The 26469-nt window shown below is 62.7% G+C and carries 24 protein-coding genes; 14 read left to right on the top strand and 10 right to left on the bottom strand.

Annotated features, from left to right (window positions below; genetic code table 11):
* From D3878_RS03305 to D3878_RS03325, 5 genes are all read left to right on the top strand, one after another.
* The gene (locus D3878_RS03305) at nucleotides 1-2808 is read left to right on the top strand and encodes a sensor histidine kinase (protein ID WP_119784184.1); all 2808 of its coding nucleotides are present in this window, start codon (nucleotides 1-3) and stop codon (nucleotides 2806-2808) included.
* Between the two features lie 4 nt (nucleotides 2809-2812).
* A complete protein-coding gene (locus D3878_RS03310; RefSeq protein WP_119784185.1) occupies nucleotides 2813-3187 on the top strand; it encodes a response regulator transcription factor in 375 nt (124 codons plus the stop codon).
* Between the two features lie 11 nt (nucleotides 3188-3198).
* Complete coding sequence (locus D3878_RS03315) at nucleotides 3199-5451, top strand: 3'-5' exonuclease (protein WP_119784186.1); 2253 nt, start codon at nucleotides 3199-3201, stop codon at nucleotides 5449-5451.
* 26 nt (nucleotides 5452-5477) lie between these two features.
* The gene (locus D3878_RS03320) at nucleotides 5478-6605 is read left to right on the top strand and encodes a DUF294 nucleotidyltransferase-like domain-containing protein (protein WP_119784187.1); all 1128 of its coding nucleotides are present in this window, start codon (nucleotides 5478-5480) and stop codon (nucleotides 6603-6605) included.
* Between the two features lie 251 nt (nucleotides 6606-6856).
* Entirely contained in the window at nucleotides 6857-7984 is a 1128-nt protein-coding gene (locus D3878_RS03325) for an MORN repeat-containing protein (protein ID WP_158592165.1), read from the top strand.
* Here D3878_RS03325 and D3878_RS03330 read toward each other — a convergent pair.
* Nucleotides 7971-9026 (bottom strand): IS630 family transposase, encoded by a 1056-nt coding sequence (locus tag D3878_RS03330; protein ID WP_119787672.1) that lies wholly within the window; start codon nucleotides 9024-9026, stop codon nucleotides 7971-7973. The genes D3878_RS03325 and D3878_RS03330 overlap by 14 nt on opposite strands.
* Nucleotides 9027-9093: 67 nt before the next feature.
* Between D3878_RS03330 and D3878_RS03335 the strand changes: the two genes are divergently transcribed.
* Entirely contained in the window at nucleotides 9094-9669 is a 576-nt protein-coding gene (locus D3878_RS03335) for a C13 family peptidase (protein WP_199688072.1), read from the top strand.
* Nucleotides 9670-9707: 38 nt separating this feature from the next.
* Here the strand turns inward: D3878_RS03335 and hpaR are convergent, their stop codons facing one another.
* Complete coding sequence (hpaR, locus tag D3878_RS03340; RefSeq protein ID WP_119784190.1) at nucleotides 9708-10226, bottom strand: homoprotocatechuate degradation operon regulator HpaR; 519 nt, start codon at nucleotides 10224-10226, stop codon at nucleotides 9708-9710.
* A 180-nt stretch (nucleotides 10227-10406) separates the two neighbouring features.
* Between hpaR and D3878_RS03345 the strand changes: the two genes are divergently transcribed.
* Complete coding sequence (locus D3878_RS03345; RefSeq protein ID WP_119784191.1) at nucleotides 10407-11939, top strand: acetyl-CoA hydrolase/transferase family protein; 1533 nt, start codon at nucleotides 10407-10409, stop codon at nucleotides 11937-11939.
* Nucleotides 11940-11964: 25 nt separating this feature from the next.
* On the opposite strand, the gene D3878_RS03350 is transcribed toward D3878_RS03345, so the two are convergent.
* From D3878_RS03350 to wrbA, 8 genes are all read right to left on the bottom strand, one after another.
* Entirely contained in the window at nucleotides 11965-13314 is a 1350-nt protein-coding gene (locus tag D3878_RS03350; RefSeq protein ID WP_119784192.1) for an erythromycin esterase family protein, read from the bottom strand.
* Nucleotides 13315-13318: 4 nt separating this feature from the next.
* A complete protein-coding gene (locus D3878_RS03355) occupies nucleotides 13319-14470 on the bottom strand; it encodes an SRPBCC family protein (RefSeq protein ID WP_119784193.1) in 1152 nt (383 codons plus the stop codon).
* A gap of 42 nt (nucleotides 14471-14512) precedes the next feature.
* Complete coding sequence (locus tag D3878_RS03360; RefSeq protein ID WP_233556215.1) at nucleotides 14513-15169, bottom strand: phosphoribosyltransferase; 657 nt, start codon at nucleotides 15167-15169, stop codon at nucleotides 14513-14515.
* Nucleotides 15170-15293: 124 nt separating this feature from the next.
* The gene (locus tag D3878_RS03365; protein WP_119784195.1) at nucleotides 15294-15767 is read right to left on the bottom strand and encodes a YbhB/YbcL family Raf kinase inhibitor-like protein; all 474 of its coding nucleotides are present in this window, start codon (nucleotides 15765-15767) and stop codon (nucleotides 15294-15296) included.
* 173 nt (nucleotides 15768-15940) lie between these two features.
* A complete protein-coding gene (locus D3878_RS03370; RefSeq protein ID WP_119784196.1) occupies nucleotides 15941-16366 on the bottom strand; it encodes a DUF4124 domain-containing protein in 426 nt (141 codons plus the stop codon).
* A 55-nt stretch (nucleotides 16367-16421) separates the two neighbouring features.
* Complete coding sequence (locus D3878_RS03375; RefSeq protein ID WP_119784197.1) at nucleotides 16422-17828, bottom strand: FAD-binding oxidoreductase; 1407 nt, start codon at nucleotides 17826-17828, stop codon at nucleotides 16422-16424.
* Nucleotides 17825-18220 carry a DUF2069 domain-containing protein gene (locus tag D3878_RS03380; protein ID WP_119784198.1) on the bottom strand — a complete coding sequence of 132 codons (396 nt, stop codon included), beginning with the start codon at nucleotides 18218-18220 and terminating at the stop codon, nucleotides 17825-17827. The genes D3878_RS03375 and D3878_RS03380 overlap by 4 nt, the downstream gene beginning before the upstream one ends.
* Nucleotides 18217-18828: an NAD(P)H:quinone oxidoreductase gene (wrbA, locus tag D3878_RS03385; RefSeq protein WP_119784199.1), complete on the bottom strand. Its 612-nt coding sequence runs from the start codon at nucleotides 18826-18828 to the stop codon at nucleotides 18217-18219. Before wrbA ends, D3878_RS03380 begins: the two co-directional genes overlap by 4 nt.
* 94 nt (nucleotides 18829-18922) lie before the next feature.
* Between wrbA and D3878_RS03390 the strand changes: the two genes are divergently transcribed.
* The 7 genes from D3878_RS03390 to leuC all read left to right on the top strand — a co-directional run bounded on the left by D3878_RS03390 (nucleotide 18923) and on the right by leuC (nucleotide 26460).
* On the top strand, nucleotides 18923-20203 hold the full coding sequence (locus D3878_RS03390) for a YihY family inner membrane protein (RefSeq protein WP_119784200.1): 1281 nt from the start codon (nucleotides 18923-18925) through the stop codon (nucleotides 20201-20203).
* A 164-nt stretch (nucleotides 20204-20367) separates the two neighbouring features.
* Nucleotides 20368-20814, top strand: coding sequence for a CBS domain-containing protein (locus D3878_RS03395; protein ID WP_119784201.1), 447 nt, complete (start codon nucleotides 20368-20370; stop codon nucleotides 20812-20814).
* An 80-nt stretch (nucleotides 20815-20894) separates the two neighbouring features.
* On the top strand, nucleotides 20895-22781 hold the full coding sequence (locus D3878_RS03400; protein WP_119784202.1) for an MFS transporter: 1887 nt from the start codon (nucleotides 20895-20897) through the stop codon (nucleotides 22779-22781).
* A gap of 47 nt (nucleotides 22782-22828) precedes the next feature.
* Nucleotides 22829-23935: a chorismate synthase gene (gene aroC / locus D3878_RS03405; protein WP_119784203.1), complete on the top strand. Its 1107-nt coding sequence runs from the start codon at nucleotides 22829-22831 to the stop codon at nucleotides 23933-23935.
* Between the two features lie 104 nt (nucleotides 23936-24039).
* Entirely contained in the window at nucleotides 24040-24870 is an 831-nt protein-coding gene (locus D3878_RS03410) for a M48 family metallopeptidase (protein ID WP_119784204.1), read from the top strand.
* Nucleotides 24871-24882: 12 nt separating this feature from the next.
* The gene (locus tag D3878_RS24555; RefSeq protein ID WP_274381895.1) at nucleotides 24883-25008 is read left to right on the top strand and encodes a hypothetical protein; all 126 of its coding nucleotides are present in this window, start codon (nucleotides 24883-24885) and stop codon (nucleotides 25006-25008) included.
* Nucleotides 25009-25056: 48 nt separating this feature from the next.
* Nucleotides 25057-26460, top strand: a complete 1404-nt coding sequence (leuC, locus tag D3878_RS03415; protein WP_119784205.1) for a 3-isopropylmalate dehydratase large subunit — start codon at nucleotides 25057-25059, stop codon at nucleotides 26458-26460.
* Nucleotides 26461-26469: the final 9 nt, after the last annotated feature.

Raw genomic sequence — 26469 nt, forward strand, 5'->3', positions numbered from 1 at the left:
ATGCTGCATGGCTGGACCATCGCGCTGGTATCGTTCGCGTATCTCGGCCTGCTGTTCGCGATCGCCTTTTACGGCGACCGGCGTGCCGCGGCGGGCGCCAGCATCATCGCCAGTCCCTATGTCTATGCCTTGTCGCTGGCGGTGTATGCCACTACCTGGACGTTTTACGGCAGCGTCGGGCGTGCTGCCGTCAGCGGCATCGGTTTCCTGCCGATTTACCTGGGGCCGACGCTAATGGCAGCATTGTGGTGGATCGTCCTGCGCAAGATGATCCGCATCAGCAAGGCCAATCGCATCACCTCGATCGCCGATTTCATCGCTTCCCGCTATGGCAAGAGTGCGCTGCTCGGCGGCATGGTGAGCGTGGGCGCGGTGGTCGGCGTGGTGCCGTATATCGCGCTGCAGTTAAAGGCGGTGTCATCCAGCCTGGCGGTGCTGACGCGATATCCAGACATCCAGGCGATGGGCGCGACCACGGGCGCGTTCTGGTCGGATACCGCACTGTATCTGGCGCTGCTGCTGGCGGCATTTACGATCCTGTTCGGCACCCGCCACCTCGACGCATCCGAGCGTCACGAAGGCATGGTGGCGGCGATCGCGTTCGAGTCGCTGGTCAAGCTGCTGGCGTTCCTGGCGGTGGGACTCTACGTCGGCTACGTCATGTACGATGGCTTGGCCGACCTGTTCCGCCAGGCCCGTGCGCTGCCCGCGCTGGCGTCGCTGCTGAGCCTGGATGGCGCCATGGCGGTGGTCAGCGCGGGCGCCACGGCAACCGAGCAGGCCGGTTTCGGCAGCTGGGCCGCGTTGATCGTGCTGTCCATGCTGTCGATTCTTTGCCTGCCGCGGCAGTTCCAGATCGCGGTCGTGGAAAATATTGACGAGCGCCATGTGGCCCGCGCCATCTGGCTGTTGCCGCTGTATCTGCTGGTGATCAATATCTTTGTGTTGCCGATCGCCTTGGCCGGGCGCATGCATTTCCCCGATGGCGGCGTCGATGCCGACATGTTCGTGCTGATCCTGCCCTTGCTGGAAAACCGCCAGGCACTGGCGCTGCTGGTCTTTATCGGCGGGTTGTCGGCGGCTACTGCCATGATCATCGTCGAGACCATTGCCCTTAGCACCATGCTGTGCAACGACGTGGTGATGCCGCTACTGCTGCGCGCCAAACGCCTGCGCCTTGAGCAGCGTCGCGATTTGAGCGGCATGCTGCTCAATGTCAGGCGGGGCGCAATCCTGCTGCTGATGCTGCTGGGCTATGCCTATTCCCGTCTCGCCGGCGAAGCGTATGCGCTGGTGTCGATCGGCCTGATTTCCTTTGCCGCCGTCGCCCAGTTCGGGCCGGCCATGCTGGGCGGCATGTTCTGGAAAAACGGCACGCGCAGCGGGGCGTTGGCAGGATTGAGCGGCGGCTTCCTGTTGTGGGCCTATACGCTGTTGTTGCCATCGTTTGCCCAGTCCGGCTGGCTGCCGGCAGGCTTCATCGCGCAGGGGCCGTTCGGCATCGAATGGCTCAGGCCGCGGCAGTTGTTCGGCTTGCAGGGCCTGGACCAGATTTCGCACGGCTTGTTCTGGAGCATGCTGGCTAACCTCGGCGGCTATGTCGGCGTGTCGCTGTGGAGCAGCCCTGATGGGGTAGAAAAGGCCCAGGCGCTGCTGTTTGTCAATGCGGATATGCGTGGCCATGCCGCCATGGATGCGCGCCTGTGGCGCGGACGGGCGTCGGGCGATGCCTTGCTCGGCCTGCTGCGGCGCTTTCTCGGCCCGGCCCGTGCTGAGCAGGCTTATGCGCGATTTTTGCGCGAACGTTCCCGCGAGCAGTTATCGGCCGGTGACGCCGGCCTGGTGCGTTTCGCCGAGATCGAACTGGCCGGTGCGATCGGCGCTGCCTCGGCGCGGGCGATGGTGGCCTCGGTGGTGGATGAGGAGCCGCTCGGCCCGGATGAAGTGTTGGCAATCCTCGACGAGACTTCGCAGGTGATCGCCTACAGCCGTCAGCTCGAAAAGAAATCGCGCGAGCTGGAGGCGGCCTCGGCTGAACTTCGGGATGCCAATGCGCGTCTGACTGAACTGGACCGGCTCAAGGATGATTTTCTCTCGACCGTGACGCACGAACTGCGTACGCCGCTGACTTCGATACGCGCCTTCTCGGAAATCCTGCGCGACCATCCAGAGCTGGCGCTGGACAAGCGTATTGAGTACCTCGATATCGTGATTCGCGAGAGCGAGCGTCTCACGCGCCTGATCAACGACGTGCTTGATCTGGCCAAGATCGAGGCCGGCCGCGCGGAGTGGCATGCGGAAACGCTCGACTTGCGGGAGGTGATCGACGCTGCCGTCAAGTCCACCAGCCGGCTGTTTGAAGAAAAAAACATCCACCTGACGCTGGATTTGCCGCATCAGACGTCGCCGGTGCTGGCCGACCGCGACCGCCTGATGCAGGTGATGCTCAACCTGCTGTCGAATGCGGCGAAGTTTTGCGACCCGGTGGACGGCCGCATAGGCGTCAGCCTGCAGGCGCAGGATGGCCAGCTGCGCGTGGCGGTGCGCGACAACGGCGCGGGCGTGCGGCCGCAGGACCGCGAAATCATCTTCGAGAAGTTCCGTCAGGGCGGCGATACCCTGACCGGCAAGCCGCAGGGCACCGGCCTTGGCCTGCCGATCAGCCGCCGGATCATCAGCCATTTTGGCGGCAAGCTCTGGCTGGAAGACGCACCCGGCGGCGGTGCCCGGTTCGTGTTTACCCTGCCGGCGCAGTCGCCGCAGCCAGGCGGGCCAATGCAGTCGACTGACTCGACTAACGGGAGCTGAATTCATGCGCAGCAAGATACTGATCGTCGACGATGAGCCCAATATCGTGCTGTCGCTCGAATTCCTCATGCAGCAAAGCGGCTATGACGTTGCCATCGCGCGCGATGGCGCGCAAGCATTGCAACAGATGGCCGCCTTCCAGCCCGATCTGGTTTTGCTTGATGTCATGCTGCCGATGATCAATGGCTTCGAGGTGTGCCAGCAAATCCGCGAAAACCCAGCCTGGAATGCGGTGAAGATCGTGATGCTGTCGGCCAAGGGCCGTGAATCGGAGGTGAGCAAGGGCCTGGCCCTGGGGGCCGATGCCTATGTCACCAAACCATTTTCCACCAAAGAGCTGGTCGGGCAAGTGGCAGGCCTGCTCGCTGGCGGCGCTTGAGGGAGTGTTGCATGCTTGCGAGGCTATTCGCCAGATACCGCTTCGCGTTAACGCTGACGCTGTTGCTGGCGCTGCAGATGGCGATCGTCGCGGCATTCTTGCTGGTTGCCGGTAGCGCCCTGGCGGCGGGCCAGCGCGCGGCGCTGCTGGCGGCGCTGGCCTTGCTGTTGCTGCTGGCGCTGGGCATGGCCTTGAAGGCGCTGTTCGATGCCTATCTTGCGCCGCTGGCGCGCCTCGGCGAGGAGACGGCATTGCTGGCGGCGAATCCGGCGCATCGCGTCGCGCCGCAGGGGGCAGGCGAGGTGCGCGCGCTGGCTGCCAGGCTGAACGTACTGGCGGCTGCCAGCCAGGCATTGCGTGACGAAGGCCAGGCGCGGGTCGCACTGGCCGGCCGCGCACTGGCGGAAGAAAAGCAGCGCCTGGCGGCCTTGATGTCCGAGCTGGCGGTCGGCGTCCTGGTGTGCAATGTCGGGGGCCGCATTTTGCTCTACAACAAGCGCGCGCGGCAATTGCTGGCGGGCGGCGCGCACGGCGTCGCAGGCATTGGATCGGAGACGGCGCCGATCGGGCTGGGCCGTTCGCTGTTCGGGATGATCGAGCGCGGCCTGGTGGTGCATGCGCTGGAACAGATTCAATATCGCCTGCGTCAGCATGCGCCGGACGATGCGGGGGGGCAGCAAGTGGCGGCATCACGCTTCGTTGCGACCCTGGCCGGCGGACTGCTGGTGCGCGCACGGATGGCGCCGGTGCTCGATGAGGCAGGCGCGCTGAACGGCTTCGTGCTGGTGCTGGAAGACATTACCCGCGAGGTGGAAGCCGATAGCCGCCGCGACGCCTTGCTGCAGGCGCTGACCCGGGATGCGCGGGCAGCGCTGGCCAATCTGCGCGCGGCGGTGGAAACCATGCAATCCTTTCCGGATATGGAGGAGGCCAGGCGCCTGCGCTTCATTGCCGTCATTGACGACGAGTCGCAACGCCTGGTGCGCGAGGTCGGGCGCGCGCTGCGCGAGCATGGCGGCGAGCCCGACAGCCGCCGCGAGTTCGAGGAAATGCGCGCGCTCGATCTGTTGGCGCTGCTGCAGCGGCGGATCGAATCGCCGGCGTTGCGCGTGCGCCTTGCTGCCGAAACTGATATCGATACTGCCGCCGATACTGCCGCCGTGACCGGGACTGTGGCCGGGACTGTGGCCGGGGCCGGGGCTGATACTGCCACGGCCGCCGTCGCTACCGGTGCTGCCGAACTGTGGCTGGCGGTCGACAGCTATGCGCTGAGCCGGGCGCTGGCAACGTGGTGCCAGCGGCTGGCCGATGAGGCCGGCGTGACCGAGTTGCGCCTTGGAGTGCGGCGGGCCGGCGGCCTGGCCCGGTTCGAATTGTCATGGGCAGGCGCGGCGCCGGGGGCGCAGGCGTTGCAGGCATGGGAGCAGTTACCGCAGGCGCCTGGCGCCGGTGACGCGGCGGGTGGCCTGGGCGCCGTGCTGGTGCGCCACGCCGGCGAGTCCGTGTATCGCTTTGATGCCGCCAGCGGCCAGTCGCGCTATTGCCTGCTGCTGCCGGCCAGCGCGGCGCCGGCGCCGCTGGAGATCGCCGCCCGCGGCGCGGGCCGGCCGGTATTCTATGACTTCGACCTGTTTCAGCAAGCCGGCGAGGATGCCGGGCTCGATCAAATGCCACTGGTGCAAATCAGCTATACGGTGTTCGATACCGAAACCACCGGCTTGCAGCCGGCCGGCGGCGATGAAATCATTTCCATCGGTGCGGTGCGCATCGTCAATTGCCGCCTGCTGCAACAGGAATACTTCGACCGCCTGATCCGCCCGCGCTGTCCGCTTTCGGATGAGTCGATCGCCATTCACGGCATCACCGAGGCGATGCTGGCGGCGCAGCCGCGCGTCGAACAGGTGCTGCCGCAATTCCAGCGCTTTACCGAAGACACGGTACTGGTCGCGCACAATGCTGCTTTCGACCTGCGCTTCCTGCAGATGCAGGAGGCGCACACCGGCGTGCGCCTGCGCCAGCCGGTGCTCGACACGCTCTTGCTGTCGCAGGTGATTCACCCCAACCAGAGCGAGCATACGCTGGAGGCGATTGCCGCCCGGCTCGGGGTGACGGTGGTCGGGCGTCACACGGCACTGGGTGATGCCATTGTCACCGGCGAAGTGTTTCTGCGGATGCTGCCGCTGCTGGCGGAACAGGGCATCCGCACGCTGGCGCAGGCGCGCGACGCCGAGCAGCAGACCCGTTATGCGCGCTTGCGCTATTGATGTGGATTCATGGGGGTGATCGGGCCATGGAGAAAATCGTCAATCTCGACCTCGATGCCGCTTTCGGCAACAACACGGCGGCGGCGCGCGGCTTCGCCCGTGATCTGGATCGCGTACGCCTGGCCCTTGCCGAGGCAAACGATAGCGCAGCCATGCAGAAGGTCGCCGCCGAACTGCGTGCACTGGCGCGGCGCGCCCTCGAAATGGCGCCGGCCGAAGTCCTGACCCGGCTGATCTCTGCGCTCAACGATGCGCTGACACGCAGGGTGATCGCGCTGGTGTGCGCGCAGGCGCAAATGTCGCAATTGGCGCCGTCGGACTGGTGCTGGATCGCGCTGGGCAGCGAGGGGCGGCAGGAACAGACCTTCGTCAGCGACCAGGACAATGGCATCATTTTCGCTGACTGCGACGACCCCGATGCGCGGCGCGCGCAACTATTGCCGCTGGCCTTGCGCATCAACCTGATGCTGGCCGACTGCGGCTTTGCTCTGTGCCGCGGCAATATCATGGCAAGCAATCCGCAGTGTTGCCTCAGCCTGCACGAATGGCGCGGGCGCTTCCTCGCGTGGATGATCGAGGGGGATCCGCAGGCGCTGTTGAATGCCACCATTTTTTTTGACTTCCGCCCGCTGCATGGCGCGGCTGGACTGGCGCACACGCTGTGCGCCTGGCTGGCGGCGAACGCCGCAGATAATCCGCGCTTCCTGTTGCAGATGAGTGAAAACGCCTTGCGCCGCGAGGCGCCGCTCGGCCTGCTGCGCGACTTCGCGGTGGAAAAAAACGGCCCGTTCGCTGGCACCATCGACCTGAAACTGCAGGCTGCCACGCTGTTCGTCGATGCTGCACGCGTCTTTTGCCTGGCCTGCGGCAGCTACGCCAGCAATACCGCCGATCGGCTGCGACTGGCGGCACAGGAACAGCTGCTGGATGCGAGCGAGGCGGCGGCATGGATACAGGCGTTTTATTTCATCCAGCGATTGCGGCTGACAACTCAGCACGCCAGTGACGTGCGCGGCGAGGACATGCACAACCATGTCGATCCTGCCCGTCTTGCAGTAGCCGACCGGCGTGCCCTGCTTGCTGCCTTGCGACAGACGCGGACATTGCAGCAGCACCTGGCGCTGGCGCATCCGGGCAGCGGCCGGGAGGGGTAGGCGGGGGATTTGATGTCCCTAGGCCTGTTACCTGGCGGTATCCTGGTAGGCTATAATATTTGTCAGTAATGCAACATTCTTCCGGGTTAGGCGTGCTCGGGCGCTTTGCCGCCGGCGATGATGCATATCTAAAAAAGACAAACTTTCTTAAGGGACGTTTGTTCGGGCAGGCAAAAACTCAATTCGGGTGGCTAATATTGATGGAATATTTGTAGCCGCTTCGATTGCTCACTTGCATGGAGACGACAAAAATGATGCGTTTGATTTCAATGGCTGGCGCGATATTGCTGCTTGCGTTCAGCAGTGCGGCATCTGCCGGGAATGCGGCGCCGAAGAGCGCCTCGCTGCCGGCCGCTTCATCTTCACCCGGCACCGGCGCGCCGCTGCATCCTGACGCGCTCACCGCGGATGGCGGCAAATATTATGGCCCCTTGGTCGACGGCAAGCTGCACGGGACCGGTATGATCGAATGGGCGAATGGCATCCGATATGAAGGCGAGTTCGAACATGGGCAGTTTTCAGGAAAAGGAAAACTCAAGTCGACAAGCTTTGAATACGAGGGGGAATTCAGGAATGGCATGATGGCCGGTCACGGGCGCTCTGTCGGAACCGACGGCGCAGTCTATGTCGGCCAGTTCGCAAACCAGCTTTTTCATGGACACGGTCGCTATGAAACTGCCGGGAAGGAGTCTTATGAGGGCGATTTCGTCAAGGGCGAATTTGACGGTAATGGCGTGCATCAGCGCAGCGATGGTTCCCGGCATGCTGGCTCCTTCCGGGACTGGCGTGCGCACGGTCTGGGTACATATACGGACACGAAAGGCAATATTTATGAAGGCGTTTTCGCAGATGGCGATCTGAACGGAAAAGCGCGGCTGAGCGGTAAGGACGGCCGTCGCTACGAAGGTGAATTCAGGAACTGGCAATACCATGGTCAGGGCGTTTTCCGCGCTGCCAACGGCGATGAATACAAAGGCGGGTTTGCGTACGGCGTATTCGATGGTAATGGCACTTATACATATGCAAGACCGCAGAAAGACGGTCGCGTCAAAGATGTCGGCACCTGGCGCTACGGACGATTGGAAGATCCTGCGGCGGAGCGGCAGGCGAAGGACAATGTCGAAATTGCCTTGTACAACCAGAATGCATTGCTCGCCAGGACCCTGGCAGCTTTATCGCCGCGTGAACCTGGAAAAATCAATCTTTATCTGCTGGCTGTCGGCGGCGATGGTTCGCAAGAAGTTTTTCGACGGGAAGTGGAATTTGTCCGGACGCAGTTTGATCGTGATTTCGGCACACAAGGACGTTCGGTGGCCTTGATCAATAGTCGCAGCACAGTTGCGAAAGTGCCCATGGCGACACTGACTAGTGGACTGTAACAATTGATTCGGGAGTGATTCGCTTGCTTGGATCGAAGTACTTCCACTTCACTGGCTTTGGCTGGGTGTTGTAGTGACGGATGTAACGCATGAGTTTTCTCTTGAGATCAGTCAGCGATGTGAAAACGCCCCGCGCAATGACGTCGCGTTCGATTTTTGCAAACCACAGTTCGACCTGATTCAGCCAGGATGAATATGTAGGAGTGAAATGCATATGCACCGTGGGATGCGCCTCCAGAAATGCCGCGACGAGCTTGGTTTTGTGCGCGGAGAGATTGTCGGCGATGACGTGGATTTCTTTGCCCTTGGGTTGGTTGGCGACGATGTCTGTGAGGAAGGCCACGAACTCAGCCGAGGTGTGTCGCACAGCGGTCTTGCCCAGCACCTCGCCAGTCCTGGTGTTGAAGGCGGCATACAACGACAGCGTGCCGTGCCGGTAGTATTCGAATCCATGGCGTTCGGCGCGTCCGGGCGACAACGGCAGCACTGGGTCTTTCCGATCCAGCGCCTGGATCGCAGTTTTTTCGTCCACGCAAAACACGGCCGCGTGCTGGGGCGGATTCATGTAGAGGCCAATCACATCGGCGGCCTTGGTTTCAAAGTCGGGATCGTTGGAGGCGAGATAGCCTTCGAGGCGATGCGGCTTGATGCCATGCTTGGTCCAAATGCGCGCGACCGCCATGTGCGAAATCCCCCCGCCCAGTTCGGCAGCCAGCTTGCGTGTCGACCAGTGCGTCGAACCATCGGCCGGTTTGTGTTTCGTGGTTCGGGCCAGTACGCGTGCCTCGATGCGGTCGGTGACCTTGTAGCGTTCCCGCCCGGCATGGCGCGAAAACAGTCCGGCAAGCCGGTCTGCGGAAAAACGCTTGCTCCAGAGATCAATGAAGCTGTCGCTGCAATCGAGCTTGGCGCGGATATCGGCCCAGGTATGGCCATCGGCCAGCAGCAAAATCAGCCGGGCGCGACGTGCAGTATCTGCCCGTCCATTCCTCGCACTGACCTGTTGTTGGAGCTCCATGCGTTCGCTTTTGGTGAGTATCATCATGCCCTCCATGAGCATGAGTATACTTCGTTTTTAAATGTTACAGTCCACTAGCATACGCGAAAGCGTGAACACGATCGCCAGGCGGATGGACAGGGAAAAAGACATCCTGTTCCTATTCCTGACCAGTCATGGATCGAAAAAACATGAATTGACGCTGAACCAGAACGGCATCGAATTGCGTGATCTCGAAGCAAAGGAACTCGGCAAGCTGTTGAAGGAGTCTGGCATTCGCTGGAAAGTGGTGCTGGTCTCGGCTTGTTATGCAGGCGGGTTCATCGATCCGCTCAAGGATGAGCATACGATGGTGATTGCCGCCGCGCGCCATGACCGTACCTCATTCGGCTGTTCGGATGAAAATGATTTTACCTATTTCGGCAAGGCGTTTTTCCAGGAGTCCTTGCCGGGTGCCCGATCCTTTGGAGAAGCCTTCCGCACCGCCCGTACCCTGGTGGCGCAATGGGAAGCCAAAGATTTCAACAAGGTCGAAGGCGGCAAGGATGACGAACAAATGCATTCGGAACCGCAAATCCATCACCCCGGATTGATCGAGCAATACCTCGATCGTTGGCGGGCGCAGCTCGTGACGCCCCGGCCGGGCATGGCAGGGCCAATGTCTAAATCAGTATCCGATGAAAAATAATTCAGCTTCGGCGTATTGCGGATGATGCTGTTTCCACGCTAAGCCTTGCCCGGCGCCTTGCGGTCCTTACGCGGCATCGGTGCTGTGCCGCCATCCAGCACCGGCGCTTGCTTTGCAGCCGGTGCCCGGCGCTGGTCTGCTTCGATGAAATTCTCCAGCGCCTTGAACACGTCATCGAACACTTCCTTGCCGAAGGCCTGTTCCATCTCGCGGTAGCGGGCATCGATCAGCGGCGCGATTTCCGTGATCAGCTGGTCACCTTTCGCCGCCAGCCGCACCATGACGCGGCGCTGGTCTTCCGGCATGCGGTTGCGGCTGATCAGGCCCAGGTCTTCCATGCGCGCCAGCACGCCGGCCATGCTGGGGCTGAGGATCTGGCACATCTCGCAGATTTCTCTCGGTTCAAGTTGCTCATATTCATCCAGCGCCCGCAGGATGCGCCATTGTTGTTCGGTCACGCCGAACCGGTTCAGTGTGGGGCGGAAATTCGACATCAGCTGCTCGCGCGCCTTGAGCAATAGCTGCGGCAGGTTTCGGTAGGTAATGCGGGGCTGCATTCAGTCTCCTTGGTTTTATTGTCAGCCTATCCAGTGATTGGATTATACCGCTTGACTCAGGAATATATTAGTGACTATATTACTCACATGTTAGTGAATTATTTTGGCTAAACGAACTTAAAAAAGCGCAGCGTGTCAGGCGCCGCCAATGACCAATCCAACGATATAGAGGAAACAGACATGCCGGACAATCTCGAACAACGGATTCGCTCGTCGCAGCTGCGCGACAAAATTACCACCGCTACCGCGGCGGCAGCATGGATCAAGGATGGCATGACGATCGGCATGAGCGGCTTCACCCGCGCCGGCGATGCCAAGGTGGTGCCGCTGGCGCTGGCCGAGCGCGCCCGCCACGAACCCCTGAAGGTGACCCTGCTGACCGGCGCTTCGCTGGGCGGCGAAGCTGACCGTCAATTGACCGAGGCGGGCGCCCTGGTGCGCCGCATGCCTTTCCAGGGCGACCCGACGCTGCGCGCAGCAATCAACAGCGGCGAAGTGATGTACGTCGACCAGCACTTGTCGGAAACCGTCGAGTTCCTGCGCAGCGGTCAGATCGCCCCGGTCGATGTGGCGATCATCGAGGCGATTGCCATCACCGAAACCGGCGCCATCATCCCCACGACTTCGGTGGGCAACAGCGCCAGCTTTGCGATTCTTGCCGACAAGGTCATTGTTGAAATCAACCTCGCGCATGCGCTGGAACTGGAAGGCTTGCACGATATCTTCATTCCCAAGCGCCGCCCATTGCGCGAGCCGGTGCCATTGACGAAAGTATCCGACCGCGTCGGTACAACCGCGATCGAAATCCCGGCGGAAAAAATCGTCGCGATCGTCATCACCAACCAGCCTGACAGCACCGCGGCAAACCTGCCGCCGGATGCGGATACCGCGGCGATTGCCGGCCATCTGGTGGAGTTTTTCAAGAAGGAAGTTGCGGCGGGCCGCCTGACCGAGCGCCTGATGCCTTTGCAGGCCGGTATCGGCACCATTGCCAACGCCGTGATGTCGGGCCTGATCGACAGTCCCTTCAAGCACCTGACGATGTATTCGGAAGTGCTGCAGGATTCGACTTTCGAATTGTTTGATGCCGGCAAGATGGATTTTGCCTCGGGTTCGTCGATCACGCTGTCGCCGCGCAAGGCCGGCGAAGTCTTCAGCAATTTCTCGAAGTACAAGGATCGCCTGGTCCTGCGGCCGCAAGAGATCAGCAATTATCCCGAGCTGGTGCGCCGCCTGGGCATCATCGCCATCAATACCGCGCTGGAAGCCGATATCTACGGCAACGTCAATTCCACCCATGTCATGGGCACGAACATGATGAACGGCATCGGCGGATCCGGCGATTTTGCCCGCAATGCCTACCTGGCGGTGTTTGCCACCAAGTCGGTCGCCAAGGGCGGCAAGATTTCCAGCATCGTGCCGATGGTCGCGCATACCGACCACAGTTCGCATGATGTGGATATCCTGGTCACCGAGATCGGCCTGGCCGACCTGCGCGGGCTGGCGCCGCGCGAACGCGCACTAGCCATCATCAACAATTGCGTGGCCGAGCCATACAAGCAAATGCTGCAGGAGTACGTCGCCGCAGCCAACGCACGCGGCGGCCAGACCCCGCATATCCTGGAAAAAGCCCTGTCATGGCATGTGAATTTCCTGCAGCATGGCAGCATGTTGCCCGCGGCCGTCGCGGCTGACCTGATGCAGGCCGCCTGAAGCTCGCCTACCACCAAGCTGAGATCTAAATCCCCGCCGGGTAGGTCTCCGGTGCTTCGCCCGCATGCCAGCCGCTGGAGGGTTCCAGCGGCTCGACCGCGCGGGTTTCGTCGAAATGCAGCACGGCGTCGAACTGCCGTGTCAAGCGCGCATGCAGGTAGTGGCTGTGGCGTTCCGTCTGCGGCCGGTAGATCACGCCGATGGCGCGCTCCAGGTACTGTCCGGCGAGCGCTTGCGTGGCGGGATTCGCCGCGTTCAGGGGCAACAGGAAGCGCGGCACGCCGCTGTGGTGGAATGCCGCCTCGATACTGCCGGACAGGGCCGGGCGCACGCGCTTGCGCTCGGCCGGCGCATCCCAGTCGGAGGCGGCCGTGACGGTGCCGTGATGGGTGGTGAAGCCGACCAGCACCGCCTGCCTGCCATATGCTTCGCGCGCCAGTTGTCCGAGCGTCCATTCGCCCTGGTCGCCCATGTCGGTGGCGCGGGCGTCGCCGACATGGGAGTTGTGCTCCCACACCACGATCCTGGCCGGCTTGCCTGCGCCATGCGACAGGTGCTGCGCCAGCGCCTCGAGCGTGTCGGCCATGTGGCGGTCACGCAGGTTCCAGGACGAGACGCGGCCGCGGAACATGGTGCGATAGTATTCCTCGGCATGCATCACCAGCCGCGCATTCTGCTGCGCGTGGAACCAGGCTTCCGCCGCATCGGCTTCCTCGCGGCGCACATAATCGAAGGCGCGTCCCTGCATTTCGCGCAGTTGCGCAATCACCGCATCTTCGCAGGAGGCCGACAGGTCGAGGCTGGCGCCGTAGCCGTAGCGCTGGCTGTCGCCGCCGTAGTGGTCGAAGCAGGCGTAACGCGCGCGCGCCTGCTGCGCTGCCGGCGGATCGACCTGGTCGAGGTAGCGCAACAATTCCGCCATCGAGGTAAACAGGCTGTACAGGTCGAGCCCGTAAAAGCCGGTCTGCGGCATCGACGACGGCAGGCGCCGATTCCAGTCATGCAGCCATTCGACGAATTCGAGCACGTCGGTATTGCGCCACATCCAGGTCGGAAAGCGCTTGAAGCCGGATAAGGCGGCATCGCCGTCGCGGTCATCGCCTTTGCCGCGCACGTAACGGTTGACGCGGTAGGCGTCCGGCCAGTCGGCCTCGACCGCCACGGCGGTAAACCCCAGTTCGGCGATCAGGCGCCGGGTGATGCGCGCGCGCTCGCGATAGAACTCGTGGCTGCCGTGGCTGGCTTCGCCGAGCAGCACGAAGCGGGCGTCGCCGACCAGTTGCAGAAGTGGATCGTAATCGCTGGCGTCGCCATGCAGCGGCAGCGCCGCCGCCGTAACTGCGCCGACGAGGCGGGAATCGATGTGCGCCGCCATGTTATCAATGCAGCAGCTGGCCGTCTTGCGGCTGTGGCGAACTGGCCATATGGTGCGGCACGACGCCGCTTTCGATGAAACTTTTCATGCGGATCAGATCCTCGTCCAGTTCGCGTGCCGGGTCGGCACCGGCCAGCGCGTCGGCGGCGCCAGATGGCGAGCGCAAGCTCAGGCGCAGCGTTACCCGGGTGCCCTGGCGCGTGGGTTCGAACTCGACCCGGCCATCGTGGCCGAAGGCGGCATCGTGTTCGCTGTGCCACGCCAGCATGCGCGGGCGCTCGCGTTTGCTCCAGACCGTATTCCACTCCAGCCTGGTGGTGGGCGTTTCCTGCGCGATCCAGTGGGCGCGCCCATCGCCCAGATCCTGCACCGCCAGCAGCTTCGAAAAGAAATGCGGAAAGTTTTCAAAGTCGTTCCAGGCATCGAACACGGCTTCCGGCGTGGCATGGACTTCGATCGACTGTTCCAGGTGGATGGCGGCGGCTTCATCCGGCTGCAGCCGGTGCGACTGGCGCAGTCTTTCGATTGCGCGCCCCAGCAGCGCCATGCCGGCGCCGGCCAGCACCATGCCGGCTGGGCTCCTGCGCGTCAGTCCGAAGGCGCCGAGGGCGCCGCCGGCCCCGGCCAGGGCCTGCAAGGCCGGTTGCCACGCGGACTGGCCGGCGCTGCGGCGCCGGCCTTGCAGGGCCGGCACACCGACCGCAGTGGCATAGACGGTCAGCCGGTCTTCGACCGAAGTCACGCCCGGAATCCTGCGCGCCCGCGCCAGCAGGGATTGCCGTTCGTCGGCGAGAATGGCGCCGCTCAGGGTCAGATGGCCGCCGTCGGCCGTGACCGAGATCGCATGCGGGTGCGATACCAGCCGCCCCAGTTGCGCGCGCAGGCGGGCGGTCAGGACCGGTTCATCGACGATCTGCCGTCCGCTCAGGGTGCGCCGCAGCTTCGAGCGGACGCCATCGAGACGGTTGCCGAGGTCGCGGCTGGTGGCGGCGCGCGCATGACTGGCGCTCACGCCCATGCTGTAAAGTTTATCGCGCAGCAGTGCGCGTCGGCGCCGGCCATGCCTGGGGTCCGAGAAATACATGAGGGCAGCGCCGAGCGCCGCCCCGGCCAGCCATTTTTCCCATCCTTTTCCTGGTGTCTGATCATGTTCCACGGCTTGCTCCTTTCTGTCGATAGGGCGCAACTTCGTCCCTGCTCATAGGTTCGGCGCCTTTGCTGCGCGCGCAGCCTGGGCGCGATCTGCTTGCGCCAGCAGGTCGATGACTTCATCGTCGCTGGTCTGGTCGAAATGCTCGTACCACTGGCCGACCGCCTGAAATAACTCCGGGCTTTGCAGGCAGACGATGTCGTCGGCCTGCCCGCGCAGGCTGCGGCACGTGTCCGGCGGGGCGACCGGGATGGCGACAATGACGCGCGCCGGCTTGCCGGCTTTGGCCGCCTGCAGTGCCGCCTGCATGCTGGCGCCGGTGGCCAGGCCGTCGTCGATCAGGATGAGGGTGCGGCCTTGCAAGTCCAGGGGCGCTCTGCCGGCCCGGTACAAGCGCTCGCGCCGCGCCAGTTCAGCCGTTTCGCGACGCGTGGCCTGCTCGACCGTCGCCATGGTGATGCCGAGGCTGTTGAGGACGTCGCGGTGCAGCACCGACCAGCCGCCACTGGCGATGGCGCCCATGGCATATTCCTCATGGCCGGGAACGCCGAGCTTGCGAACCAGTAATACATCCAGCGGCAAGCGCAATGCTTGTGAAACGGCAAAAGCCACCGGCACACCGCCGCGCGGCAAAGCCAGCACCAGCACGTCGTCGCGCCCAGCATAGGCAACCAGCCGCTGCGCCAGCAATGCGCCTGCTTCCATGCGATTCTTAAAGCGATGCAAGACGACCATGATGCCTTCAGTATTGTCTGCCCGTTCAATTGGACTATGCCGGCGGCCAATAGGTCGCTGAAGATGAAAATTTTTATGGGCGTCGGGGCGACGATCATGGACGCCGATACAGGCCAGTCAGCTGTGCTTGCGCCAGCACATGCCCATGCATGGCATTTTCCAGTTGCGCCTTGTCCGGTGAATGCAGATCCGGCAACACGACGTCGAGCGCATATAACTTATGAATATAGCGATGGCGTCCGACCGGCGGGCAGGGGCCGCCATAGCCGGTGCGATGCCAGTCGTTGCGGCCTTGCCGCGTGCCGTGCGGCAAATCATGTGGCGCCACCCCTTGCTGCAAGGCGCCGCTGTCCGGCGGCAAATTATAGATGACCCAGTGTACCCAAGTCATTTGCGGCGCCGCAGGATCTGGCGCATCGGGGTCATCGATAATCAGCGCCAGGCTTTTGGCGCCAGGGGGCAGGCCGGCCCAGGCCAGCGGCGGCGAGATATCCAGGCCATCGCAGGTGTGCCGGGCGGGAATCTCCGCGCCATCCTGGAAAGCACTTGAACTGAGGGTAAGGGTCATGATTATCCTGGCAAGGCTATCCTGGCAAGACCTGGGGGGCCCAAAACGCCCACCGCGCCCGCCGATTCCTGATCGCTGATCTGCATTCGACCCGGCGAGCGGCTTGCAGGTTTGCGCATTGCGCGCCTGGAGCGGCTGTGATCTGCGCTGGCGCAAACAATCGCGGGGCCAGGCTAGCCGCATTCCAGTTGATAGGCCTCGGCCATGCGGCGGGCCTTTAACCTGGCCTTTTCAGCAGTCTTGCCAACGGCCATGCTGGCATCTTCCTCGCGCCATTTTTGCCGCTGTGCCAGCCCGTCGCATTTTTTCTGGCGCGCGGCGCGGGCCTTGGCGGCTTTTTGCGCGGCCTTGTCGTCCCGCGCTTCGCGCCGGTGGCGCGTCTGCTCAAGCTGCTGCAGTTCCATCTTTTGTCGTTCCAGAGCGGGGTCGGCCGATTGCGGTTCCGGCCCCACCGTATTGTGCGCCGTGTCGATGGTGCTGGATTTGCCGCCTGGGCAGGGCGTATCGCGATAGCTGACGGCGCCGCCCGTCTCGCATTTGTAGATCGCCAGGGCCGGCAGGGGGCAGGCGAGCAGCAGCAGGGAAATCAGCAGACGCATGGTGGCAGGGCTCCTGTTAAGGGTTTCAGACCAGAGGGTTTCAGACCCGCGGGTTTCAGATCAGTTTGCCGGGATTCATCAGGTTCAAGGGGTCGAGCGCCTGCTTGATGGCACGCTGCAGGCCGATTTCAACCGGGGATTTATAGCGCAGGATTTCCTGGCGCTTGAGGGCGCCCAGTCCGTGTTCGGCCGAGATCGAACCGCCGAAACGGTGCACGCTGTCATGCACCACGCGGTTGACTTCGGCCTGGCGCGCGAGGAAATCCTCGTCGCTCATGCCAGCCGGTGCCGAGACGTTGTAATGCAGGTTGCCGTCGCCCAGGTGGCCGAAACACACCAGGCGGCAAGCGGGAAAGGCTTGCGCCAGCAGGCGGTCGGTGGTGTCGATGAATGCGCCGATGCGGGAAATCGGCACGGCAATGTCGTGCTTGATGTTCTTGCCTTCGGCGGCTTGCGCTGCCGAAATGTGTTCGCGTAATTGCCACAGGCCGGCGGATTGTCCCAGCGATGCGGCAAGCACGGCGTCATCGACCAGGCCGGATTCCAGGGCGGCGCCGATCACGCCTTCCAGCAGCTGCCTTGCATGCGCTTCCGATTCCTGGTCGGATAGTTCCAGCAGCACATACTGTGGGTGCGCCTTGCCGAATGGCGCACGCAATGCCGGGAAATGTTTTCGCACCAGTTGCAGGCACACATCCGACATCAGCTCGAAGCCGGTCAGCGCATCGCCGCAGCGTTCGCGTACGGATGCCAGCAGTTCGAGCGCGGCGGCGGGGCTGCGCAGCGCCGCCAGTGCGGTCAGCTGGGCGCGCGGGCGCGGATAAAGCTTGAGCACGGCGGCGGTGATGATGCCCAGCGTGCCTTCGGCGCCGATGTAAAGATCGCGCAAATCGTAACCGGTATTGTCCTTGCGCAGGCCGCGCAAGCCATCCCAGATCTCGCCCTCGGCGGTCACCACTTCCAGCCCCAGGCACAATTCACGGGCATTGCCGTAGCGCAGCACCGCGGTGCCGCCGGCATTGCTGGAGAGGTTGCCGCCGATCGTGCAACTGCCTTCGGAGGCCAGCGACAGCGGGAACAGCCGGTTGGCGGCGCTCGCCGCGTCCTGGACGTTTTTCAGGATGCAGCCGGCTTCGGCAACCAGGGTATCGTTGACGACATCGATTGAACGGATGCGATGCAGGCGCGTCAGCGACAGGACGATCGCCGCGCCGCTGGTGTCCGGCACGCTGCCCAGCACCAGTCCGGTATTGCCGCCCTGCGGCACCAGCGGCACGCGGTATTGCCGGCACAGGCGTACGATGGCGGCCACTTCGGCGCTGCTGCCCGGCTGGATCACCGCCAGCGCCGCGCCGGTGTGGCGGCGCCGGTGGTCGGTGAGGTGGCCGGCCATGTCGGCCGCTGCGGTGAGGACGTGCGCAGCGCCGACGGCGGCGCGACAGCCCTCCAGGAAGGCTGTCATCTGGAAGCCTTGTCGATGGCTTGCCTGGCCAGTTTCTTTGCGGCCTGTTTGTGGGGGCGCAGGTAAGCCAGCGCGCAAAAGAAATAAATGCAGGTGAGCGCGACTTCGACCCAGCCCAGGGTCGCCGACAAGGGCAGGCGGTCGCTGGTGGCGCGCACGATGCCTTCGGCAAAATACAGCAGGATCAGCATGGCCGACCATTGCAGGGTGTAGACGTCGCGCCGCAAGACGCCGGCCAGCGGCAGCAGCAGCGGCACCACTTTGAGGACCATCCAGGAGCCGCCCGGCCGCAGCGGCGCCAGGAACAACTCCCAGGCAATGCACAGCAGGATCAGCGCAACCAGGCTGGCGCTGGCGCCCAGGTAGCATGCTTTCGACAGGCGCGGCGTCATCGTGGCCCCCGCAGCTTGCAGGCGGTTTCGGCCAGGCGTTTGCCCAGCGCGATGGCCAGGGTCCTGGTGTCCTCGGTAAAACCGTTGTCGCCATTCAGGCCGGACCAGTGGCTGGCGCCATACGGTGTGCCGCCGCTCTTGCTGCTCATGAGTTCGGGATGAGTATAGGGCAAGCCCAGCACCATCATGCCGTGATGCAGCAAGGGCAGCATCATGGTCAGCAAAGTCGATTCCTGGCCGCCATGCAGGCTGGACGTGGAGGTGAATACGCAGGCCGGCTTGCCGGCCAGTGCACCGGCAAGCCACTGGGTCGCTGTGCCGTCCCAGAAATATTTCATGGCCGACGCCATATTGCCGAAGCGGGTAGGCGAACCAAGCGCAAGACCGGCGCATTCTTCCAGGTCTGCCAGTTCGACGTAGGGCGGGCCCTCGGTGGGAATGTCGGGCGCGGTGGCTTCCGCCACCGTGGATACCGCCGGTACGGTGCGCAGACGGGCATCGCAGCCGGCGACGCTCTCGACGCCTTGTGCAAGCAGTTCGGCCAGCTGGCGGGTAGCGCCATGGCGGGAATAATACAGGATCAGGATACTGAGGTTGGATGTGCTCATACTGCTATTATATGGCGCTTTACCAGTGCCGATCCTTGTTGTCGGGCAAGCCGCAACATACAAATGCCGGACAAGCCGGCAACTACAAAATTTCATGACGTCATCGCCAATCCTGTCGCAGCTTCGCAGTTTTTCGTGGTCCCAGGTGCGTGACCTGTTCCGCTTCGCCACGCGCCGCCTGAAAGAGGAACATTTGCCCGAAGTGGCCGGTAGCCTGACGTTTACTACTGTGCTGGCGCTGGTGCCGATCGTGACGATTGCGTTTGCGATCTTTACGATATTTCCGGTATTTAATACTTTCCGCGCCGCGCTGGAAGCGTATTTCATTCAAAATCTCATGCCCAAGGCGATGGCCAACAACATCCTGGGCTACCTGAACCAGTTCGCCGCCAAGTCCAAGGGCCTGTCGGCAGTCGGTGGCATATTCCTGTTCGTCACTGCTGCCATGACGCTGGCGATGATCGACCGTGTCTTCAACCAGATCTGGCGCGTCAAGGCCGTGCGGCCGCTGCCGCAACGGGTGCTGGTGTACTGGGCGATCGTGACGCTGGGGCCGCTCCTGATCGGCATGTCGATCAGCGTCACCTCTTTAGTGTTCACCGCCACCAATGGTGCCGTGATGCAGCGTTCCGGTTTTGGCCCGCTGCTCTACACGCTGATCTCGGTGCTGCTGACCACCGGCGCCTTCACGCTGCTGTACGTGGTCGTTCCCAACCGCGTGGTCGACTGGCGCGATGCGATCTGGGGCGGCTTCCTCGCCGGCGTGGCATTTGAAATCGCCAAGCGCCTGTTCGCCATTTACATCACCAAATTCCCGACTTATACGGTGATCTATGGCGCGGTGGCGGCGATCCCGATTTTTCTGATCTGGATTTATCTGTTCTGGATGATCACCCTGTCCGGCGCCTTGCTGGCGGCCGCACTGCCGGTGGTCAAGTATGAACGCTGGTGGCATCAGCCCACGCCAGGCAGCGAATTCGTCGATGCGATGGCGGTGCTGCAAGTGTTGAGCAATGCCCGCGCCAGCGCGGCTTCGGCGGCGGTCGATACGCGCACGATCCGGACGCTGACCCGGCTCGGCTTCGACGAATCCGAAGCCTTGCTGTCGAAAATGCTGGAAGCTGGCTGGGTCGGGCGGATGCGGCCGGAAATGCCGCATCGCAACCGCTGGAACAAGCGCGTCAGCGAAAGTTACGACAACTGGACATTGCTGGCCAATCCGCAGCAATTGAAGCTGGCTGATGTCTATCGCCTGTTCGTCTTCAATACCGCCCATAATCCGGACCTGGCGCGCGAGGTCGAAAGCGCCGTCGAGCAAGGTTTGCAGCAGACGCTGGCGGCACATTTTGCCGGTAGTCGGCAGACGGGTGTTTGAACTTTATTGCTTTTAGGGGAATAATACGCTGATCAAGCGCCCGCCGGACATGCGTAAAGCTTGCCGGCTGCTATTGATCAATCCTGTCGATCGTGCATTGCAGCTAGATTTTTGCCTGTGCTTAAGTTACATTGATAAAAACTACAACACCCTCGGGATGACACATGAAAGTATCCGAAATCCTCAAAGTCAAAGGCGACATCCTGTATACCGTGACGCCAGACACCGCCATGCTTGACGCCGTGCACACGATGGCGGAAAAGGACATCGGCTCGCTGGTGGTAATGGAGTTCGGCTCCCTGGTCGGCATGCTGAGTTTTCGCGAAGTCATGAAAACCATGGACCGCAACAATGGCTCGGTCGGCAACGATACGGTGCGCAAGCACATGGATGACCATCCGATTACCATCACGCCGGAGACCGAAGTCAATGAAGTGCGTCGCATCATGCTGGAAAAGCATGCGCGCTACGTGCCCGTCATGGACGCCAAGACCCTGTATGGCGTGATCTCGTTTTACGACGTCGCGCGCGCCGTGCTGGAAGCACAAAGCTTCGAAAACAAGATGCTGAAAGCCTATATCCGCGACTGGCCGGCGGAAGGCGACGAATAAATAGCAGGAGTAATGGCTATCCGGGCCGTTCGCCGCAGCCATGCGCGGCGCGCGGCTTTTTTTAATTTCTGCAACGCGCCATGAGCCAACCCAGCCAGTACTCCCTGATGCGGCAACGCCGTTTCGCGCCATTCTTCTGGACCCAGTTTCTCGGCGCTTTCAACGACAATGTCTTCAAGACGGCGTTGCTGACCATTCTCACCTACGATACGCTGAGCTGGACCGAACTCGATCCGGGCCTGCTGAACAACCTGATTCCAGGTCTCTTCATCCTGCCTTTCGTGCTGTTTTCCGCCACCGCCGGCCAGCTTGCCGACAAGTTTGAAAAGTCGCGCCTGGTGCGCTATGTGAAGCTGCTGGAAATCCTCATCATGCTGGTGGCGGCGGTCGGCTGGATGACGCATAATCTCTGGCTGCTGGTGGCGGCAGTGGCTGGCATGGGTCTGCACTCGACCATGTTTGGTCCGGTCAAGTACGCTTATCTGCCGCAAAAACTGCAACAGGATGAACTGGTCGGCGGCAATGGCCTGATCGAGATGGGCACCTTCGTCGGCATCCTGCTGGGCGAAGTGCTGGGCGCGGTGCTGGTGGTGTGGCGGCCCTGGGGTCTTGAATTGGTCACCGGCGTCACCATCGCCATCGCCATTCTCGGCTGGCTCGCCAGCCGCGGTATTCCGCATGCGCCGGCGGCGCAGGCCGATCTGAAGATCAACTGGAACCCGCTGACCGAGACCATCCGCAACATCGGTTTCTCACGCCAGAACCGCCCGGTATTCCTGTCCATCCTCGGCAATTCCTGGTTCTGGTTCTATGGCGCCATCATCATCGCGCAATTCCCGCTGTACGCCAAAAATGTGCTGCACGGCGACCACAGCGTGTTCGTGCTGCTGCTGACAGCGTTCTCGTTCGGCATCGGCGCCGGTTCGCTCCTGTGCGAGCGCCTGTCCGGCCGCAAGATCGAAATCGGCCTGGTGCCCTTCGGTTCGATCGGCCTGTCGGTATTCGGCTTCGACCTTTATCTGGCCAGCCTCGGTTACGTCAATACCGCTACCGTCGACTTCATCGGCTTCGCCGCCCAGCAGGGCAGCTGGCGCATCCTGCTCGACTGCATCATGATCGGCATGTTCGGCGGCTTTTTCATTGTGCCGCTGTTCGCCATGATCCAGACCCGCTGCGACCGCCAGCATATCTCCCGCACCATTGCCGGCATGAATATCATGAATGCCCTGTTCATGGTGGCGGCGGCGCTGGTGGCGATGGTCTTGCTGAAATCAGGCTTCACGATCCCCGAGATTTTCATGGCGACCGCGCTGATGAATGCGCTGGTGGCCGTCTACATCTTTTCGCTGGTGCCGGAATTCCTGATCCGCTTCATTGCGTGGCTGCTGATCCATACCATCTATCGGGTCGAGTGGGTCGACACCGACCGCATCCCCGAAGCAGGGCCGGCGCTACTGGTGTGCAACCATGTCAGCTATGTCGACGCCCTCGTCATCATGGCTGCCAGCCCGCGGCCGATCCGCTTCGTGATGGACCACCGGATTTTCAAGGTGCCTGTGCTGTCCTGGATTTTTCGCAGTGCCAAGGCGATTCCGATCGCCCCGGCCAAGGAAGACCCCTGGCTGATGGAAAAATCCTTTGTCGATATCGCCCAGGCCCTGCACGAGGGCGAACTGGTGTGCATCTTCCCGGAAGGCAGGCTGACCGGCGACGGCGAGCTCAGCGAATTTCGCAGCGGCGTGCGCAAGATCATCGAGCGCAGCCCGGTGCCGGTGATTCCCATGGCCTTGCGCGGCCTGTGGGGCAGCATGTGGACGCGCAGCCCCGGCAACCCGGTGGGACGTTCCTTCAGGCGCGGGCTGTGGTCGCGCCTGTCGCTGGCGGTCGGCGCGCCCGTATTGCCGCAGCAAGCCACGCCGGATTTCCTGCAGCAGCAGGTGGCCAACCTGCGCGGCGACTGGAAATAGCCCGGCGCTGGTAGAATGGCGCCTTTCGCAACCTCACAATTCCTATCATGGCTGGCAATACTTTCGGCACCCTGTTTACCGTAACCACTTTCGGCGAATCGCATGGCAAGGCCATCGGTTGCGTAGTGGATGGCTGCCCGCCCGGGCTGGTGTTGTCGGAAGTCGATATCCAGCCAGAACTGGATCGCCGCAAGCCCGGCACCTCGCGCCATGTAACCCAGCGCCAGGAATCGGACACGGTGGAAATTCTCTCCGGCGTCTATGAAGGCAAGACTACCGGTACGCCGATTGCACTGCTGATCCGCAATGAAGATCAGCGCAGCAAGGACTACGGCAACATCCTGGATACCTTCCGTCCCGGCCATGCCGACTACGTCTACTGGCACAAGTACGGCATCCGCGATCCGCGCGGTGGCGGCCGTTCTTCGGCACGGCTGACCGCGCCGGTGGTGGCAGCAGCGGCGATTGCACGGAAATGGCTGCATCAGCAGTACGGCACCACCTTCCAGGGTTGCATGAGCCAGTTGGGCGAGATCGTCATTCCCTTCGAATCCTGGGAACATGTGCCGAACAACGCCTTCTTCGCCGCCAATGCCGCCATCGTGCCGCAACTGGAACAATACATGGATGACTTGCGCGGCGCCGGCGACTCCTGCGGCGCGCGCATCGACGTGGTGGCGCAGAATGTGCCGGTGGGCCTGGGCGAGCCGATCTACGACAAGCTCGATGCCGAGATCGCCTATGCCATGATGGGCATCAATGCCGTCAAGGGCGTGGAAATCGGCGCCGGCTTCCGTTCGATCGCGCAAAAGGGCACCGAGCATGGCGACGCCCTGACGCCCGAAGGCTTCGTCGGCAACAATGCCGGCGGCGTACTGGGCGGCATTTCGACCGGGCAGGACATCACGGTGTCGATCGCCATCAAGCCGACGTCCTCGATCCGCAGTCCGCGGCCCTCGATCGACCGCGCCGGCAATCCGGTGACGGTGGAAACCTTCGGCCGCCACGACCCGTGCGTGGGCATTCGCGCCACGCCGATCGCCGAAGCGATGCTGGCGCTGGTGTTGATGGACCATGCCCTGCGCAACCGCGCGCAGTGCGGCGACGTCAAAGTCGATACACCGAAAATCGCGGCGCAGGCACCGCTCAAATAAGCCGGCGCGGCATCGGTTTATTGCGTTGTTGTAATGTTTACATTGGCGGCGGCAGCCTGTGCAAAATTATCCTATTCTTGGATAAACGACAACGAGGTGAAATCATGCATATCCGGATCCGGCAAGCGCTTGTAAAGGGGCTTTTGATGGTACTGACTGGCTTGGCCCTGTCATCTTGCGAAACGGTGCAGACCACCCAGGCTGGCGTGGTCGGCGTTGATCGCAAGCAAATGATGGCGGTGTCTTCCGAGCAGATCGACCAGGCATCGCGCCAGACCTACGCCAAGCTGGTTGCGCAGGAGCGCGGCAAGGGCACCCTGGATCGCGACCCGGCGCAAGTCAACCGGGTGCGCGCCATTGCCAATCGCCTGATCGCGCAATCCGGCGCATTCCGTCCGGAGGCGCGCAACTGGCAATGGGAAGTCAATGTGATCACGGCGCCCGAAGTGAACGCCTGGTGCATGCCAGGCGGGAAAATCGCCGTGTACACCGGCTTGATCGAGAAGATCCAGCCAACCGACGACGAGCTGGCGGCGGTGATCGGCCACGAAATCGCCCACGCCTTGCGCGAGCACGCGCGCGAGCGGGCGTCCGAACAGGCCATGGCCGGCACCGGCATCTCGATCCTGGCGGCCGTGGCAGGTCTGGGCGACATCGGGCAAAAAGGCATGGAATACGCGTACATGGGCTTGCTCGGCTTGCCCAACTCGCGCCGGCATGAAACCGAAGCCGACCGCATCGGTGTCGAACTGGCGGCGCGCGCCGGCTATGACCCCCGCGCGGCGATCACGCTGTGGCAAAAAATGGGACAGGCGGGCGGCGGCGCGCCGATCAAGTTCCTTTCCACCCATCCGTCCCGAGAAGACCGGGTTGCCGACCTGACGGTGTATGCGCAGCGGGTCATGCCGCTGTATGAGCAGAGCAGAAGAAGATAGTACGCAGAGCTGATGAAGACGGGATTGGCAAAATTGCATGAATTGAGCGAATTGCGCCTGCGTATGCCTTTGCAGGCGTTTTTTATTGAAGCGACAATGCCCAGCGGCTTGAGTTTGTGGCGCACAAATATGGCATAATCGAACGCTGTTTACCTGATTCTGCGCATAGACGCACCCACCCGAAACATGGCTCAAACGCTCTACGACAAACTCTGGGATTCGCACGTCATTCATGCCGGCGAGGATGGCACAACCCTTTTGTATATCGATCGCCACCTGCTGCATGAGGTCACCAGCCCGCAAGCCTTCGAGGGACTGAAGCTGGCTGGCCGCAAGCCGTGGCGGATTGCCGCCAACCTGGTGGTGGCCGATCACAACGTCCCGACCACCGACCGCGCCGAAGGCATCGCCGACCCGGTGTCGCGCCTGCAGGTCGAAACGCTGGACGCCAACGCCAATGAATATGGCCTGACGTATTTCAGCATGCGCGACAAGCGCCAGGGCATCGTCCACGTGATCGGGCCGGAGCAGGGCGCCACCCTGCCGGGCATGACGGTGGTTTGCGGCGACTCGCACACCTCCACCCACGGCGCCTTCGGCTGCCTGGCGCACGGCATCGGCACTTCCGAAGTCGAGCACGTGCTGGCGACGCAAACCCTGCTGACCAAGAAATCCAAGGCCATGCTGGTGCAGGTCGACGGCGTGCTGCCGGCCGGCGTCACCGCCAAGGATATCGTGCTGGCTGTGATCGGCAAGATTGGCACGGCAGGCGGCACCGGCTATGCGATCGAATTCGCCGGTTCGGCGATCCGCTCGCTGTCGATGGAAGGCCGCATGACCATCTGCAACATGGCCATCGAGGCGGGCGCCCGCGCCGGCATGGTGGCCGTGGACGATACCACCATCAATTACGTCAAGGGCCGGCCGTTTTCGCCGGTCGGGCCGCACTGGGAGAACGCCGTCTCGTACTGGCGCACCCTGCATTCCGATGCGGGCGCGAAGTTCGACCTGGTGGTCACGCTCAATGCCGCCGAGATCAAGCCGCAGGTCACCTGGGGCACCTCGCCGGAAATGGTGGTGCCGGTCGATGGCCGCGTGCCGGACCCCGATCATGAAAAGGATGCGGTCAAGCGCGACGCCATGGAAAAGGCGTTGGTCTACATGGACTTGAAGCCCAACACGCCGATCGAGAACATCCGCATCGACAAGGTATTCATCGGCTCCTGCACCAATTCGCGCATCGAAGACCTGCGCGCCGCCGCCGCCGTCGTGCGTGGCAAGTTCCGCGCCTCCAACGTCACGCTGGCGATGGTGGTGCCGGGCTCGGGCCTGGTCAAGGAACAGGCCGAACGCGAAGGCCTCGACAAGATTTTCCGCGACGCCGGCTTCGAGTGGCGCGAGCCGGGCTGCTCGATGTGCCTGGCCATGAACGCCGACCGGCTGGAGCCGGGCGAGCGCTGCGCTTCCACCTCGAACCGCAATTTCGAGGGCCGCCAGGGGCAGGGCGGGCGCACCCACCTGGTGTCGCCTGCCATGGCTGCGGCCGCCGGCATCGAAGGGCATTTTGTTGATGTGCGCAAGCTGGGTTGATCCAATTCA

It is taken from the genome of Noviherbaspirillum sedimenti (assembly GCF_003590835.1).
Taxonomy (GTDB): domain Bacteria; phylum Pseudomonadota; class Gammaproteobacteria; order Burkholderiales; family Burkholderiaceae_D; genus Paucimonas; species Paucimonas sedimenti.